This is a genomic window from Gallintestinimicrobium sp. (assembly GCF_046968865.1).
Lineage (GTDB): Bacteria > Bacillota > Clostridia > Lachnospirales > Lachnospiraceae > Gallintestinimicrobium > Gallintestinimicrobium propionicum.
The window spans coordinates 42,231-57,641 of record NZ_JBKVPW010000020.1; the positions used below are offsets into that span (position 1 = coordinate 42,231).

The 15,411-nt window shown below is 48.1% G+C and carries 15 protein-coding genes; 3 read left to right on the forward strand and 12 right to left on the reverse strand.

Going from position 1 to position 15,411, the window contains the following annotated elements; translation table 11 throughout:
* Positions 1-14: 14 nt before the first annotated feature.
* Positions 15-938 (reverse strand): YitT family protein, encoded by a 924-nt coding sequence (locus tag ACLTOQ_RS14400; protein ID WP_021914674.1) that lies wholly within the window; start codon positions 936-938, stop codon positions 15-17.
* A 324-nt stretch (positions 939-1,262) separates the two neighbouring features.
* Positions 1,263-1,466: a DUF378 domain-containing protein gene (locus ACLTOQ_RS14405; RefSeq protein WP_021914673.1), complete on the reverse strand. Its 204-nt coding sequence runs from the start codon at positions 1,464-1,466 to the stop codon at positions 1,263-1,265.
* 447 nt (positions 1,467-1,913) lie between these two features.
* Here ACLTOQ_RS14405 and ACLTOQ_RS14410 point away from each other — a divergent pair, with 447 nt between their 5' ends.
* Together ACLTOQ_RS14410 and ACLTOQ_RS14415 are read left to right on the forward strand one after the other, a co-directional pair.
* Positions 1,914-2,984, forward strand: a complete 1,071-nt coding sequence (locus ACLTOQ_RS14410; protein WP_412319757.1) for a M24 family metallopeptidase — start codon at positions 1,914-1,916, stop codon at positions 2,982-2,984.
* 273 nt (positions 2,985-3,257) lie between these two features.
* Positions 3,258-4,169, forward strand: a complete 912-nt coding sequence (locus ACLTOQ_RS14415; protein ID WP_021914671.1) for a hypothetical protein — start codon at positions 3,258-3,260, stop codon at positions 4,167-4,169.
* A 250-nt stretch (positions 4,170-4,419) separates the two neighbouring features.
* Here the strand turns inward: ACLTOQ_RS14415 and ACLTOQ_RS14420 are convergent, their stop codons facing one another.
* The 5 genes from ACLTOQ_RS14420 to ACLTOQ_RS14440 all read right to left on the reverse strand — a co-directional run bounded on the left by ACLTOQ_RS14420 (position 4,420) and on the right by ACLTOQ_RS14440 (position 8,395).
* The gene (locus tag ACLTOQ_RS14420; RefSeq protein WP_021914670.1) at positions 4,420-5,004 is read right to left on the reverse strand and encodes a TetR/AcrR family transcriptional regulator C-terminal domain-containing protein; all 585 of its coding nucleotides are present in this window, start codon (positions 5,002-5,004) and stop codon (positions 4,420-4,422) included.
* A 24-nt stretch (positions 5,005-5,028) separates the two neighbouring features.
* Positions 5,029-5,925: a DegV family protein gene (locus tag ACLTOQ_RS14425; RefSeq protein ID WP_021914669.1), complete on the reverse strand. Its 897-nt coding sequence runs from the start codon at positions 5,923-5,925 to the stop codon at positions 5,029-5,031.
* A 37-nt stretch (positions 5,926-5,962) separates the two neighbouring features.
* Positions 5,963-6,892 carry a suppressor of fused domain protein gene (locus ACLTOQ_RS14430; RefSeq protein ID WP_412319752.1) on the reverse strand — a complete coding sequence of 310 codons (930 nt, stop codon included), beginning with the start codon at positions 6,890-6,892 and terminating at the stop codon, positions 5,963-5,965.
* 18 nt (positions 6,893-6,910) lie between these two features.
* Positions 6,911-7,999 (reverse strand): PucR family transcriptional regulator, encoded by a 1,089-nt coding sequence (locus ACLTOQ_RS14435; protein WP_021914667.1) that lies wholly within the window; start codon positions 7,997-7,999, stop codon positions 6,911-6,913.
* Positions 8,000-8,167: 168 nt separating this feature from the next.
* A complete protein-coding gene (locus tag ACLTOQ_RS14440) occupies positions 8,168-8,395 on the reverse strand; it encodes a hypothetical protein (RefSeq protein ID WP_021914666.1) in 228 nt (75 codons plus the stop codon).
* A gap of 99 nt (positions 8,396-8,494) precedes the next feature.
* Here ACLTOQ_RS14440 and ACLTOQ_RS14445 point away from each other — a divergent pair, with 99 nt between their 5' ends.
* Positions 8,495-9,280, forward strand: coding sequence for a histidinol-phosphatase (locus ACLTOQ_RS14445; RefSeq protein WP_412319754.1), 786 nt, complete (start codon positions 8,495-8,497; stop codon positions 9,278-9,280).
* 72 nt (positions 9,281-9,352) lie between these two features.
* On the opposite strand, the gene ACLTOQ_RS14450 is transcribed toward ACLTOQ_RS14445, so the two are convergent.
* The 5 genes from ACLTOQ_RS14450 to metG form a co-directional block, all read right to left on the reverse strand.
* Positions 9,353-10,462 carry an ABC transporter ATP-binding protein gene (locus ACLTOQ_RS14450; protein ID WP_117962151.1) on the reverse strand — a complete coding sequence of 370 codons (1,110 nt, stop codon included), beginning with the start codon at positions 10,460-10,462 and terminating at the stop codon, positions 9,353-9,355.
* A gap of 215 nt (positions 10,463-10,677) precedes the next feature.
* Positions 10,678-11,451: a YesL family protein gene (locus ACLTOQ_RS14455; RefSeq protein WP_021915217.1), complete on the reverse strand. Its 774-nt coding sequence runs from the start codon at positions 11,449-11,451 to the stop codon at positions 10,678-10,680.
* 98 nt (positions 11,452-11,549) lie between these two features.
* Positions 11,550-12,155: a DUF1002 domain-containing protein gene (locus tag ACLTOQ_RS14460; RefSeq protein ID WP_262585748.1), complete on the reverse strand. Its 606-nt coding sequence runs from the start codon at positions 12,153-12,155 to the stop codon at positions 11,550-11,552.
* A 54-nt stretch (positions 12,156-12,209) separates the two neighbouring features.
* Positions 12,210-13,259 (reverse strand): alpha/beta fold hydrolase, encoded by a 1,050-nt coding sequence (locus ACLTOQ_RS14465; protein ID WP_412319755.1) that lies wholly within the window; start codon positions 13,257-13,259, stop codon positions 12,210-12,212.
* A 70-nt stretch (positions 13,260-13,329) separates the two neighbouring features.
* Complete coding sequence (metG, locus tag ACLTOQ_RS14470; protein WP_337561045.1) at positions 13,330-15,297, reverse strand: methionine--tRNA ligase; 1,968 nt, start codon at positions 15,295-15,297, stop codon at positions 13,330-13,332.
* Between the last annotated feature and the right edge of the window lie 114 nt (positions 15,298-15,411).

Genomic DNA, 15,411 nt, shown 5'->3' on the forward strand with positions numbered 1-15,411 from the left:
TACAATTTTTCTTTTTACAGCTTCTTTTTATAATGTCCGATGACCGTCACACCCTCGTTCATAACAATAAACGCATGCGGATCGTATTTGAGCACAATGTTTTTCAGCTGACCGACCTCGTACTTGGACACGAGAATGTAAAGCATGTTCGACTTTTCATTCGTGTAAGCGCCCGTGCTTTCCAGACGAGTAATTCCTCTGTCCATCTTCTGCAGGATTTCCTGCTCCAGTTCCATGTCGTCCAGCTTCGTGATAATCCGCACCTCGACGTTAATGTTCTGTGAATGCTCGTGATCGACCGCAAACGCGCTGACCGCCGCGTAGATCAGAGAATAAATCACGGTGCTGACGTCAAACAGGAACAGGCAGATTCCGTAAAGTACAGCGTTCGTGATGATATTGACCTTGCCGACGCTGATATTTTTCTTCCATTTGATCAAAAGCAGCGCAATAATATCAGTTCCACCCAGCGATGCCCCCATCCGAAGCGCCGTTCCCATGCCGAAGCCGCACATCAGGGCACCGATCACCGTGCTGCCCAGAATGTCATTATGTAAAAGCGTCTCCGTCGGAATCGGGATAAACGACAAAAATATCGTCACCGCTGTCAGACAGCAAATCGTTTTTACGAAAAACTGTTTTCCAATATCTTTCATACCGAGTAGAAGCACCGGAATATTGATCGCATAATAAATCAGACCCGCGATATCAAAATTCTGAATCGGCAGATGCAGATAACTGACCAAAATCGTTCGTACAATCTGGGCAAAACCCATAATGCCTCCACTGTACAATCCTGCCGGTACGATAAACAAATTGACGCCCGCTGAATAAATTGCCGCGCCCCCGATTGCGATCGCCAGCCGTTTGGATTCTTCTGCAATTTCTCCTTCCAAACGCTGAAATTGTCCCCGTTTTTCTTCTTTTGTCTTTTCCATTCCTGTCCTCCTGCTTTTCCCTGCAGATTTTTATTGCACCAGGCAATCCCTGTATTCTTATGATGTCGGGGTCAAAAGCCCCTACCTTGATGCCTGCGGATTATTCCGTGCTGTGCACTCCCACAACCCTGGCATCATTCTTATTTTACTATGTCTGCGTTTTAGATTCAACCGTTCCGTCACCGCGAATGGCGCGAGTGAACTGTACAGTTCATCCGCACCTGAACACTGCAATGCTCAGGTGCGAAATGAACCGCCGAAACGTTGTTTCCTGTCATACCGATAAAATTCACTGAAACTGCGTTCGGACTACTTTTCGACGGCTTACGCCTCCTGGTCAACCCTACCCAGAAATGTCAGCAAATAGATGCCGCAGATTCCGACCAGCACATAAATAATCCGGCTGATCCACGTCATATCTCCAAAGATCAGCCGAACCAGATCCAGCCGGAACAATCCGATCAGTCCCCAGTTGACAGCTCCAATAAAGACGACGATCAACGCGATATAATCCAGTGTCTTGCTCATTTTTCAGCCTCCTTTCAGATAGCATGGCACGGCAGCCATGACATAGTCATACAATGCAATGACATAGTCATGAAACGACCCTATCGTTTGAACTGTCTGCCAGCCATTTACAGCGTTTCCGGTTTCCGTCGATTTTATACGCGAAGGGTATAAGTGAACTGTAATGAATTTTGTTACTGTTCACTCGCGCCATTCGCAAAAGCGCATCTTCGATGCTTCCCGCTGCTTTGCAGCTCTTTTTGCTCATAGAATGGCGCTCCCTTCGTACTCTTCTGAGTTCAGATTTTCGTGCAAGCACGGAATCTGAACTCAGAAGAGTACGAGTGAACTGTAACAAATTTTCTCTGCAAAAATACCTTGTCATCCGCTATCCGAAGGGATTATGATAAATGCGCAGCGCCCCTGGCGTATTCCTTATCATGAAAGGAGATTTTTTCCATGGAACAAATGTATATAACACGGCTGGAGCATGTTTGCTCCCGCTTAACCAAAATGGGACTGACTCAGATGATCGTCAGCGATCCTTTGAGCATCCGCTATCTGACCGGCGTATGGGTTGACCCTTACGAACGTCTCTATGCGCTGTACCTGCGCACTGACGGAAAGCATCGCTTTTTCTTAAATAATCTTTTTGTTGTCCCGGATATCGACATCCCGAAAACCTGGTTTTCCGATACAGACGACGGCGTTGCCATTATCGCGGGGCTGGTGGACGGCAACGTAGACATGGGTATCGACAAAAACTGGCCCGCACGTTTCCTGCTCGCCCTGATGGAGCATCATCCCAATGTCCGCTATGTAAACGCATCCTCCTGCATCGACGGCGAGCGCGCAATCAAGGACGAATATGAGCGTCAGAAAATGCGCGAGGCGTCCCTTTTAAACGATGTCTGCATCGAAAAAGCTGCCGCCCACATCAAAGCAGGCATGACCGAGCTGGAATGCGCGGATTATATCCGCTCCCTCTATAAAGAAGCCGGATGTATAGAAAGCTTTTCCACCATAGTTTCGTTTGGTGCAAACGCTGCTGACCCGCACCACGAGCCTGACGACACCGTATTAAAGCCCGGCGACGGCATCGTTATCGATATGGGCTGTGAAAAAGAGGGCTACTGCTCCGATATGACCCGTACCTTTTTCTGCGAAACGGCCGATCCCGACTACGCTGCGATCCATGACCTCGTCCGCAGCGCCAACGAAAAAGCGGAAAGCCTGATTCGCCCTGGAATGCGTTTCTGCGATCTGGACAAGGCAGCGCGGGACGTGATCTCCGAAGCAGGATACGGCGAATATTTCACGCATCGTCTCGGACACTCCATCGGCATGCAGGCCCATGAAGCCGGCGACGTCAGCCAGGGCAATCCGGCAGAAATTCAGGAGGGTATGACCTTCTCTATCGAACCCGGCGTCTATCTGCCCGGCAAATTTGGCGTTCGCGTAGAAGACCTTGTGTTAGTCACTGCTGACGGCTGCGAGGTTTTAAACCACGCCGACAAACATTGGAAAGTCATTGGCTGACCTGCCGCCGCATTCTATTCTCTAAAAAATTTGTACACAACAATAGATGCACGCTCTGCGAGCATTCTATTGTCATGAATAAAAGGTCGCGCTGCGGGCATTCCATTGACACGGGAAAAGGACAGACCATTTTGAATGTCTCACTTTCGGACAGTTCAAAATATCTGTCCATTTTTTTATTTTATGTTCTCATGTAAGCTATAAGTATGTTAGAATAGAAAAAAAACTGATTTTTGTCTATTTATAAACTTACAACCAGTCAAAGGAGCCGTTATGACGAAAAATGACATTACCCGCGGTCTGATCGATTTTGCAGTCAGCCAGTGTCTCAAAAATATAAAAGAAGATCCATACAGAAGTATCCGTCGTCTGGCTGACCTCGGACGTCAGTTTGCCAAGGGACGTTTTCAGGAAGAGCTTTTTTCCCTCTTCCAGAGATTGCTGCTCAACGAAGACGGTCCTTATTATGAAATGCTAAAGCAGCTGGTTTCTTCCGTCGATACCGACTCCCTCAAGACGCTCGGCATCAATATCGGCTATAATTCCTGGACCTGCGGCGCTTCCCGGCTCCGTCAGATCACCGCTGAAAAAGACTATCCGCACTGGCTTGCAGAGATCTCCCTTTCTCCGGAAAGCTCTGCCTCCCAGTTAAAAGAACAGCTCTCCGCCGCCCTGAAAAATGGTACCTACGCGTTCCGTCTCCATATGCCTTCCCAGAGCATTACCACAGACACCAGACAGCTTGGGCTTATCCGTGAATTTCCTGACTGCAGCTTTTTCCTCGACTTCATGGACACCGACTGCACCTACTCGGACGACCTTCTGGAACTCACCTGCAGCTGCGACAACCTCGCATTTCTGGTTCCGTTCGGCTCCCTGCAGAGCCGTCAGCTTGTCGACCTTTTGAATGCGCGCCAGCGTATCTACGGTGTCTGCCGCACATACGACAATACAAACGCGGCTGAAAGGATCTCCGACTCACAGATTTCCGAGATGCTTTCCTGGGGCAGCCCTCTGCTCTTCTTCCTGGCTGCTGCCGATACAACGCAGGATAACCGGCTTCTTGTCGACAATACCATTTTAGACGCCCGTCTTCACCAGACGTATCCGGCGCTTCTCATTCATCTGGACGCTGACGTTGCCCGGATCCAGCAGCTTTTGTTATCGTCCCGGAAAAACCTGTGAAACAATAGAATGCACGCTCTGCGAGCATTCTATTGTCATGAACTATGAGAAACACGCTTCGCGAGTTTCTCAAGTTATCGCGGCAGTCGCCAAGGTCTCGTGCAAGCACGGACTTTGGCTCGTTGCTCGCGTAAATAAAATCTCGCTCCGTTGCTTTACGAAAGCGCAGATTTACCTTTCCATCAAAAAAGTGTATGCTCTGTTGGTTTTCCCAAGAAACCACAGTCCATACACTTTTCTTTTCCCATTTTTAAACTTTTTTATTCTGAAAAAGCGGAATCTCATTCTGCGTGCCGGCTTCCTCCGCAATGATTTTCCGGGCAAGCCCCAGAGAAATATCATGTAAATCCTCTACAAACTCCTCCGGTGTAATCTTACTGCCCTCGCGCAGCCAGTAGACCAGTTCTCCCAAAACGCCCTCGCACAGAAAAGCAATATAAAACTCCTTTTTCCGCCCCTCTTCCACCAGATTCTGTGTCAGGAGCATCAAAACCGGACGAAGCATTCCACAGAAATATTCCCGGAAAGAATTCTGTCCTTCTACCTGAAGCGCGTTCTGATAAAACAGACGCTCCCTGTAAAAATGGCTGCAGAGCGCTTCCAGCATATCCCACTCATTGCGGCAGCTGCTCCACTCCATCCGCTCAATAAAATCCACATAAAAAATCCAGTTTACCAGGTCATATTTGTCCCGGAAATGATAATAAAAGCTTTTCCGGTTCATGCCGCAATCCTCGCAGATATCTCCTACGCTGATTTTGGAAAAAGGCTTTTTCTCCATCAGCTTCTTCATCGATACGGCCAGTGCATTTTTGGTAATGTTGGAATCCGCCATCTCAACCTCCGGATAAAAGCTGCATCAGTAACGGCAGCGCTTTAATAATGCGATACCTGTCGGGTACGGACCGGTATGGACACCGATCGTCGCACCTACATGAAAGACTTCAAATCGTTTGATCTCTCCTTCATAGTCCCTAAACGCAGCCTTCACCTGTTCTTCAAATTTACCGAATTCTTCTTTGTCCAGTCCGCATTCCAGACCTATCCGGTATTCTTTTAAATCAATATGGTCCGCCTCGATATAAGCCTTCGCCTTATCGATCACAGACTGCAGCGATTTTTTTCTTCCTCTGCTGACACCTGCTGAGACCAGCTCTTTATTGACATATTCGATCATCGGCTTGATCTTTAAAACATTGCCGATTGTCGCCGCCGCTCTGCCAATTCTGCCGCCATGCTGCAGATAATCCAGATCGTTCGTTGTAAAAAAGATTCTGCCGGTCGGACGGATCTCTTCCAGAAGCTTCACTGCCTCCTTCAGATCCAGCTCCGCTCCGCGCAGTCTGCAGGCTTCCTCAACAAACATCCCCTGCAGTGCCGTCACTTCTTCCGAATCCACAACCTCGATCTGTGCTTCCGGATAGTCCTCCAGAATCTGGTTTTTCGCATTCATCGCCGACTGAATAGAACCGGAAAATGCTGCATTTAAGCAGATGCACAGAACCGGTACACCATCTTTTACATACTTTTCAAACACATCGACATAATCCTGAACTGAAGGCATCGAAGTCTTGGGGAATGTTCCTGCCCGATCCGCCATCATCTGGTAGAAATCCTCTACGCTGATATCGACGCCCTCTTTCATATAGTTTTCTTCTTCAAAAGAAACATAAAACGGAACAATATCAACTCCCAGTTCCTGCGCACGCTCTTTCGGCAGATCACAGGAGCTGTCGCTCACAATCTGAAATTTCATTTTTCCTTCTCTTTTCTTGCTTTTCTTCGAAAACGACTTATCTCTTGTAGTCAGTCAAACCGTCTTTTAAAATCTCTGCCAGCTGCGCAGGAGTCATCGTCTTGTTCTTCATCTGCTCGATTTCTTCCGCTTTTACACCGATCAGCTGCACCAGCTGTACCTTGCCGAAGGGAGATTCCACCGTTCCAATGTCGTCCTCCTTGGTGATAAATCCGGTGATCGCAGATTTCGATGCGGCATCCAGACCTCTCTGCTGCCCCATCGCCAAAAACTGCCCGGGCGTGAACTGATGTCCGTTGTTGACCGTGATGCCCGCAATCATCTGAAGCAGGCTGCATATATGACGAACCTCCAGAGCAGGATTTCCCAGTCCTTCTTTTTTCAGCTTCAGCGTCAGCTCAAACCCGTATCCGCTCCGCTCCGGGTTGCCGTTCTGCTTCTCGTACAGTTCAGAAAGACCATAGGTTACAAAATGGAAATAGTCCCCGCCGTTATAAACGCTGATCCCGTCCAGCGGCCCCATTTCATCCGGCTTGTAGCTCGCATAACAGCCGAAATGTGCCGGAATCTTCTGATCCGGATAACGCTTTTCAAAGCACGCGGTAATCGCATCCCAACCGGGCGCTTCTTTATAAATAACCTCTTCCGGCTCGCTCTGCAGCATATGCCCCGGATGTACCTTGCCGATCACGCGCTCTGCAACCTTGATCGCCGCCTGTCTCGCATTTTCTTCCCCGGCGCTGACCTTTTCCACACTGCCGACCTTCGGCACCGCGATATCTGCAACAGTTACTGCAAAACACTCCCGGCCAACACAGTCTACATAATAAAAACGGTCTCCGCGGTGCACCGTACCGCACACCACATGACAACCCATCACTACGCTGCCGTCCTTTAACAGAAAGAGATTTTCAATAATTGCCTGAGAAAATTCCTCCTCCCCTGCATTCCGATCCTGAAACTCCATCGGTATTTCCCCCTTTTATCAATATTCCAGTGTATCCAGATACTTCATATAGTTGACGACCATCATCGCAATCTTAAAGGTCATCGCGTCCTCAAAGGTTCTGATATCCAGCCCTGTCGCTTTCTGCAGCTTTTCAATCCTATATACAAGCGTATTTCTGTGTATGAAGAGCTGTCTGCTCGTCTCGGATACATTTAAGTTGTTCTCGAAAAATTTGTTGATCGTTGTCAGCGTCTCTTCATCCAGATCGTAAACCTGATTGCCACCGAAAATCTCTTCGATGAAAATCCGGCACAGATTGACGGGCAGCTGGTAGATCAGACGTCCGATTCCCAGCGTAGAATATGCGATGACATTTTTTTCCGCATAGAAAATTCTGCCAACGTCCATCGCCATCGTCGCTTCTTTATAAGATTTGGAAACCTCTCTCAGCTCCTGCACGACCGTACCGTAGGAAACGCGCACCTTGAGCATCGCTTCGCTGTTCATCATATCGACGATCGTATTCGCGACCAGCTCCAGGGATTCCGGGGAAGCATCGCGCTCCACCGCTTTGATCAGGATAATATTCTTTTCATCCACTGCGGTAATATAGTCACCGTTCTGGCTGCTGAACAGGCTTCGTAACAGCTCCATGCCGCTGCTGTCTTTTTCCAGTCTCGTCTCAACCAGATATACAATTCTCGGTCCCTCCACTTCAATATGAAGCTTCTGTGCCCGGTTATAGATATCTACCAGAAGTAGGTTGTCCAGAATCAGATTCTGGAAGAAATTGTTCCGGTCAAACCGTTCCTTATAAGCAATGATCAGATTCTGAATCTGGCTGACTGCAATCTTGCCAACCATATATGCATCATCATTGTTGCTGCGCGACGCCAGGACATATGCCACCTCGCTATCGTCCAGCACCTTCAGAAAATGATATCCGCCGACCACCTGGCTATCTGCCGGAGATGCGGCAAAGCCCGTAATAATTTCACGGGAAATCTCAATATCCTCAGTCGTTGCAGCCACCTTTATGCCATCCAGGTCGAACACATAAATATCGACCTTGGTAATTGCTTTCAATTCATCGATACTCGTCTGAATGATCTGATTTGAAATCATATCCGTTCCTCTCATTCTGCATTTTCGTCAAAAGTCACAAACTTCTTATCAATTATAATAAAACATCGGCATTTTTTGTGCAAGTTTTTTTTGTTCCGACGGATCGATGCAGCCTTCTGCCCATCCTTTTTCCATCGTCGGTTCACCCTTCTCCGCCGACTTCCAGCTTTACTCCGAAAGTCCTTTCAGGCTTTCCAGAAGATCCAGATCCTCCTGCTGCACTTTGATGTTCGCCATCATCGGTTCCTCCCCCGGACGCTGCAGGGAAATTTCGATTATCGTTCCCGGCTCGATCGGTCTGGAAAGGGCCGCTTTACAAAAAGCGCTGAATTTGGGATGATTTTTTGTAAACGCAGCCTTTGCACTCATTAGTTTTAAAATTGCGGAAGGGTTCATTTGTTTCTCCTTTTCGACTTGTTCTTTTTCCTGTTATTCATTATAATGTAGCAGGACATTGCTGTCTACACAGCTTTCCCAAAATCACGGAGGATTCTGATGAAAAAAACAAATTACCATACACACACGAAACGCTGCATGCACGCCGAGGGTACGGAAGCAGATTATGTAAAAGCCGCCCTGGATGCATGCCTTGACGTCCTCGGCTTCAGCGACCACGGTCCGTTTCCGGACAACCGCTTCGACTCCCGCATGCCCTATGCCGACCTCGATGAATATCTTGCATGTATGGATGCACTGCGCCCGACCGTTCCCTTCCCGATCCTGAAAGGATTGGAAATCGAATACTGCCCTGACAGCCGTGATTATTATTCCTTTTTATTAAAAGAAAAAAAGCTGGATTATCTGCTGCTGGGTCAGCATTATTACCAGGAGGATGACGGTTCCTACGTTCATGTCTTCTCGATTCCTGAAAAAATCGGTACACGCGGATATATCAAATATGCCCATTCCGTCAAAGAAGCGCTGGAAACCGGATACTTCCCGATTCTCGCGCATCCCGATGTATTTTTCAACAATCCCTATTCCTGGGATGACAACTGCGAGGAGGCCTGTGATATCATCCTAAACGCCGCCGTCCAGACCGGAGCTGTTTTGGAATTAAATGCCAACGGCATCCGAAAAGGCATCCAATCCTTAGGAAACGACCACCGCTGGCCTTATCCATACGCTGACTTCTGGAAAAAAGTCGCCAAAACTTCCATTCCCGTCCTGATCGGCTCCGACTGCCATGATCCTGCCTTCATGTGGGATTCCTGCGTCGAGGAAGCCTACCGGATCGCTGCTGAGTGGAACCTGAGTGATAACCTGACGGATACATTCTAAAAAGGCACGAGTGAACTGTAGAATTCAAAAAGAGCCATTGCATTTCGCAATGGCTCTTTGCTATGTTCTTGATTAGTTGGTGATAACCTGCTCGGTCTCTTTGTCGAATACGTGGATCTTCTCAACATCGAATGCAAATCTAACAGTGTCGCCAGGTCTTGCATTGGAACGAGGATCTACTCTTGCGGTCATCGGGAACTCGCCCAGATCGAAATACAGGAATACTTCAGCACCAAGCAGTTCGTAAACCTTGATAGTAGAAGAGAATACGCATTTAGCGGTCTCAATGAACATCTCGGAATCGTAAACGTCTTCAGGACGGATACCCATAACAACAGTCTTTCCGTTGTAACCGCCATCAATCAGCTTCTTAGCCTTTGCAGGAGGAAGCGGGATGGACTGACCAGCTACTTCCAGAGTTACTGCAGTGCCGTTGATTCTTACAACTGCATCCAGGAAGTTCATCTGAGGAGATCCCATGAATCCTGCTACGAACAGGTTCTGAGGCTTCTCATACAGGTTCTGAGGAGTATCTACCTGCTGGATAACGCCGTCTTTCATAACTACGATTCTGGTACCCAGTGTCATAGCCTCGGTCTGGTCATGTGTTACATAGATGATGGTGGTGCCCAGTCTCTGATGCAGCTTAGCGATCTCGATACGCATCTGTACACGCAGCTTAGCATCCAGGTTGGACAGAGGCTCGTCCATCAGGAATACCTTAGGGTTACGAACGATAGCACGTCCCATAGCAACACGCTGTCTCTGACCACCGGACAGAGCCTTCGGCTTACGATCAAGCAGCTGAGTCAGATCCAGGATCTTTGCAGCTTCTTTTACCATCTTGTCGATTTCGTCCTTCGGAACTTTTCTTAATTTCAGACCGAATGCCATGTTATCATATACGGTCATATGAGGATACAGAGCGTAGTTCTGGAATACCATCGCGATATCTCTGTCCTTAGGCTCTACATCGTTAACCACTCTGTCACCGATCTTCAATTCACCGGAAGAGATATCTTCCAGACCAGCGATCATACGAAGGGTAGTGGACTTACCACAACCTGAAGGGCCTACGAAAATGATAAACTCTTTATCTGCGATCTCGAGGTTGAAGTTTTTAACAGCCTCAAAACCATTGGGGTACACTTTGCAAATGTTCTTTAAAGATAAGCTTGCCATTATTTTGCCTCCCTGAAAATTTAATCTCGAGCTTTCTCGATTGAATCTAGATCTAGTATACCGAAAATGCCCGATTTTGGCTATACCAGTATTCCACAAACTTTTTGGAGATGCTTGTGGAATCTGCCAAAAAAGATTTTAACTCCAAAAGTTCATCAGCGTTTTGAACAAAACGTATCGTTTCTATCTATGCACTTTGCCAAAGCACTGTCTGGTTAAATCTGATTTTCGGTTTCAACAGCATCTGTTTCTGTCTTGTTTTCTGCGGATTCTGCTGTTTTTGCCGCTGCTTCCGCTTCCAGTGCCGCCTGCTTTGCCTGTTCTTCCTCTACGATAAAGGACAGGGGAGCCAGGTTCTCGCCATCCTGTACCTGTTCTTCCGGCTCAAAGCGTTTGAAGATCCCGACATACAGCAGACTGCTGAAATATGCGACTGCAGGGACTCCAAGAAGGAACAGAAACGGCAGAGCCTGGATCGTTACCAGTAATAAAGCAACCGGAATCAGATGGATGATCACGATCAGGACGCTCTTAGGCAGGTTCATAAAGCTGATCAGGAACGCGTTCCGGAAGGTATTTTTTACAGTGTTGTCAAATCTGGACAAAACCGGGAAAATATAAAGGCCGGTCAGCAGCAGGAGGAAGGATACGATAAACAGCACCGTTTTCATGATCTTTGCACTGCTTCCTGTCATCATCACCAGCGTGACTCTCCAGTCCACTGCGATAATCGCAATCACAACGAGCATAATCAGCCAGATGATCGTCGCCTGCTTAAAATTCTCTTTAAAGGACTTAAAATATCCTTTTATGATATACGGGTCATCCCCTCTCGCCATTTTGATCGTCACATAATACAGTGCCGTAATCGCCGCCCCTGCCGTAAAAATCGGAATACAGCAGATGATTGTCAGCACGTTCAGGATCATCAGGTTGGCAACCTTACTCAAAAAGACCATGACCGGGCTGTCCAGGTTAAAAAGCTTCATTCATACATTCCTCTCTTCTCTTGTTGTCAAAATTTATCAAAAACCGTTCGTGCGGTTTTAGATCATTTTTTAGCTGTCTATATCAGGAAAATCTGGCGTCAGTTTTCCCCTTTCTGGAAAACATGGTTCAGGAAATCGATCACGCTCTGCTTCAGGTCCTGCCAGAAATGCTGCGCTGTGTTAGCTGCAATCGCTTTGGCAGTCTCCATCACAGTCTCTTTTGCAGGTTCGATCAGCTGTTCCTGAATCGTCTCGCCGAGAGGACCTGCAAGCTGCTCCTGCAGCGCATCCGAAAGGTTTTCTACCAGCGTATCACCGTAGCTTTCATACATTTTCTGTGCAAGCGCAATGACCGTCTCATGGTTTAAGCCGATCCCGTTTAACTGCTGCAGCGCAGAAGCAAGCGTCGTTCTCGTGCTCTCGTCAAGGGAAACGCCGAACTCCTTTTCTCCCTCGCTGATCGCAGCTTTGATATCCTCTGCGTTATCCAGCTCGCCTGCGTCCCACTTTTCTTTTACAAAATCCAGCAGCTTTGCAAAATCCTCATCGCTGATGGATTTGGCGGGCTCTGTCTCTGTCTGCGGCTGTTCCTGCATCTGCGCACTCTCCGCCGTCTGTCCCGGCGCTGCACAGACCGGTACAGCGATGCTGGATACTGCAATCGCCGTCGATAACATCATTGCTGCAATCCCTGTTTTCTTCATATTCTCCTCTCATTCTGCCGCTTAAGCGACAAATGAAACCTAAAACTGCATTTTCTAAAAACTCTGTCCAGCCACCCGGGCTGTATTTAAAATCCATTTTAAAAGGTCTGCATCCACCTCTTCCCGGCCGATTTCATTGACCAGCTCGTGACGCATACCGGGATATAATTTGCACTCCACCTGCGTCATCCCGCTGTTTTGAAAGCTTTCTGCAACCTCCAGAACCGCTTTGCCATAGCTGCCGACCGGATCCTCCTGTCCTGCGACAAACAGCACCGGAAGCTCTTTGGGAATTTTATTGATGCTTTCCGGGTCATGAAGCCTGCCGATCAGTTCAAACAGCGTCTCAAACCCGTTGACTGTAAAGACAAAGCCGCACCGCGGATCATCCAGATATTTTTGAACCTCTTTTTTGTCCCGGGACAGCCAATCCATGCTTCCAACGCCGTCTGTAATCTTTTTCTGATAGCTTCCAAATGCCATTTTGTCCAGCAGGCGGCTCACATGCGCATCCCCCAGAAAAGCCTTCTGAAGCTTCGTCACCGCTTTGGCTGCATTTAAAACCGCCTTCGGCTGCATACCGGTTCCCATCACGATCGCTCCGTCAATTCCGCTGCCGTAACGGCTCAGGTAATTGCGGAGGATGAAAGACCCCATGCTATGTCCCAATAACAGATACGGAACACCGGGATACTGCTCCTGCACTATTTTTTTGAGACGATGAACATCCCGAACTACCACCGTCGCCGGATCATGCGCGCAGAAATAGCCGTAGATTCCGTTTTCCCCGACGCTCTTTCCGTGTCCCAGATGATCCTCCCCGGTCACCAGAATCCCCTGCCTGGTCAGCACGGAGGCCAGACGCTCATATCGTTCGATATATTCCGCCATACCGTGCACGATCTGCAGGATACAGACCGGTTTACCCTCCGGTATCCATTTTACTGCATGAATCTTCGTTTTACCATCTCTTGACAGGAAAAAAATTTCTTCTTTTTTCATATCCCGTTCCCCCGTTTCGTTTTCCCCTCTTTTCCCGGAAACAGCCGCATGCCTCCGTTTACAGACAGAGCCGCAGCAAGAAAAATCCTGCTGCTTTTTCACAGCAAATTCTCTTCTGCGGCCCTCACATTTTTATATTAACATTATATAAAGTTCCGGTCAACTCTAACCGTCAGCAGATCTCTGCTCCGGCAGGCATATTTTTCTCCGGTGTTACCAGCGCAAGATTGCCTTCGGCATCCTCTGCACACAGCAGCATGCCTTCCGACAGAACACCGGCGAGCTTTGCAGGCTTTAAGTTCACTAAAACCATAACCTTTTTGCCTACCATCTCTTCCGCCGTGTAATGTGCGCGGATTCCGGAAACGATCTGTTTTACTTCTTTCCCGATTTTTACCTGGGAGCAGAGAAGCTTTTTGGACTTCGGAACCGGTTCGCATTTGATGATTTCGCCAACCGCGAACTGCATCTTTTCGAAATCTTCAAAGGTGATCTCCGGCTTTTTCGTCAGCTCCATCACGTCCTCTTCTTTTTCTTCCTCAGCCTCTTCCGCCAGTGCCTTACGCGCCTCAAACATCGCTGCTGCCTTTTCCAGAACTTCCTTTACATCCAGTCTTGCGAACAGGATTTCCGGTTTCTCTGTAACTTTGCTGCCGGATATATAGCCGCCGAAGGTCGTGCATTCTTCGAAGCTGCGCAGGGAAGTATTGAGCTGGGCTGCGATCTTTTCCGCAGTGCCCGGCATATAAGGCTCCAGCAGGGACGCACCGATTACAATGCTCTCTGTCAGGTTATACAATACGGTAGCAAGACGGTCTGCTTTTGCAGGGTCTTTTGCCAGTACCCACGGTTCTGTCTCATCGATATATTTGTTGCAGCGCTTGAACAGCGTAAAAATATCGGTGATCGCGTCTGCGACTCTCCAGCCTTCCATCTTTGCCGCAACCTTATCGTAGGTTCCGGTTACAACTGCTTTCAGATCCTCATCAACTGCCTCTGCTGCGCCCTTATCCGCTACAACGCCGCCGAAATACTTGTTGCTCATGGAAATCGTACGATTTACCAGGTTGCCCAGCGTATTGGCGAGATCGGAATTTAACCGTTCCACCATCAGCTCCCAGCTGATTACGCCGTCGTTTTCAAACGGCATCTCATGCAGTACGAAATAGCGGACTGCGTCCACGCCGAAGAAATCTACCAGATCATCCGCATACAGCACGTTTCCTTTGGATTTGCTCATCTTGCCATCACCCTGCAGCAGCCAGGGATGACCGAATACCTGCTTGGGCAGGGGCTCATTCAATGCCATCAGGAAAATCGGCCAGTAAATTGTATGGAAGCGGATGATATCTTTTCCGATCAGATGCAGATCAGCCGGCCAAAGCTTTTTATACTGCTCGCTGCTGTTGCCTTCCGCATCGTAGCCGATACCGGTAATATAGTTGGTCAGCGCATCCAGCCATACATAAACAACGTGTTTCTCATCGAAATCAACCGGGATGCCCCATTTGAAAGAGGTTCTGGAAACGCACAGATCCTGCAGTCCGGGAAGCAGGAAATTGTTCATCATCTCGTTTTTGCGGGATACCGGCTGGATAAATTCCGGATGGCTGTTGATATGGTCGATCAGGCGCTGCGCATATTTGCTCATTCTGAAGAAATATGCTTCTTCCTTTGCAGGTTTCACTTCTCTGCCGCAGTCCGGACATTTTCCGTCCTTTAACTGGGACTGTGTCCAGAAGGATTCACATGGCGTACAATACATTCCTTCATAAGAGCCTTTGTAAATATCGCCCTGATCATACAGGCGCTTGAAAATTTTCTGTACCTGTTTTTCGTGATCCGGGTCTGTCGTACGGATGAACTTGTCATAAGAAGTACCCATCAGATCCCAGATTCTCTTGATTTCTGCGGAAGCCTTATCTACGTATTCCTGAGGTGTTACGCCCGCTTCCGCTGCCTTTAATTCAATTTTCTGTCCATGCTCGTCTGTTCCGGTCTGGAAAAAGACATCATATCCGTCTTTTCTCTTAAACCGCGCGATGCTGTCTGCCAGAACTGCTTCATAGGTATTGCCGATATGCGGTTTGCCCGATGCATACGCAATGGCAGTTGTCATGTAAAATTTTCCTTTGCTCATGCTTCCTCCTTAATGTCGCAACAATAGAATGCACGCTCTGCGAGCATTCTATTGTCATGAATAAAAAATAGGCTTCGCCTATTCAACTCCCCTGCCCCTCAATCTTGAGGGGTG

What these genes read in the sequence shown, in the direction of transcription:
- ACLTOQ_RS14420 (WP_021914670.1), bottom strand. Translation starts at nt 5,004, where the DNA reads ATGGCGGATTCCAACATTACCAAAAATGCACTGGCCGTATCGATGAAG.
- ACLTOQ_RS14455 (WP_021915217.1), bottom strand. Translation starts at nt 11,451, where the DNA reads ATGAAGCTTTTTAACCTGGACAGCCCGGTCATGGTCTTTTTGAGTAAG.
- ACLTOQ_RS14415 (WP_021914671.1), top strand. Translation starts at nt 3,258, where the DNA reads ATGACGAAAAATGACATTACCCGCGGTCTGATCGATTTTGCAGTCAGC.
- ACLTOQ_RS14400 (WP_021914674.1), bottom strand. Translation starts at nt 938, where the DNA reads ATGGAAAAGACAAAAGAAGAAAAACGGGGACAATTTCAGCGTTTGGAA.
- metG (WP_337561045.1), bottom strand. Translation starts at nt 15,297, where the DNA reads ATGAGCAAAGGAAAATTTTACATGACAACTGCCATTGCGTATGCATCG.
- ACLTOQ_RS14410 (WP_412319757.1), top strand. Translation starts at nt 1,914, where the DNA reads ATGTATATAACACGGCTGGAGCATGTTTGCTCCCGCTTAACCAAAATG.
- ACLTOQ_RS14450 (WP_117962151.1), bottom strand. Translation starts at nt 10,462, where the DNA reads ATGGCAAGCTTATCTTTAAAGAACATTTGCAAAGTGTACCCCAATGGT.
- ACLTOQ_RS14440 (WP_021914666.1), bottom strand. Translation starts at nt 8,395, where the DNA reads ATGAACCCTTCCGCAATTTTAAAACTAATGAGTGCAAAGGCTGCGTTT.
- ACLTOQ_RS14430 (WP_412319752.1), bottom strand. Translation starts at nt 6,892, where the DNA reads ATGGAGTTTCAGGATCGGAATGCAGGGGAGGAGGAATTTTCTCAGGCA.
- ACLTOQ_RS14405 (WP_021914673.1), bottom strand. Translation starts at nt 1,466, where the DNA reads ATGAGCAAGACACTGGATTATATCGCGTTGATCGTCGTCTTTATTGGA.
- ACLTOQ_RS14445 (WP_412319754.1), top strand. Translation starts at nt 8,495, where the DNA reads ATGAAAAAAACAAATTACCATACACACACGAAACGCTGCATGCACGCC.
- ACLTOQ_RS14435 (WP_021914667.1), bottom strand. Translation starts at nt 7,999, where the DNA reads ATGATTTCAAATCAGATCATTCAGACGAGTATCGATGAATTGAAAGCA.
- ACLTOQ_RS14425 (WP_021914669.1), bottom strand. Translation starts at nt 5,925, where the DNA reads ATGAAATTTCAGATTGTGAGCGACAGCTCCTGTGATCTGCCGAAAGAG.
- ACLTOQ_RS14460 (WP_262585748.1), bottom strand. Translation starts at nt 12,155, where the DNA reads ATGAAGAAAACAGGGATTGCAGCAATGATGTTATCGACGGCGATTGCA.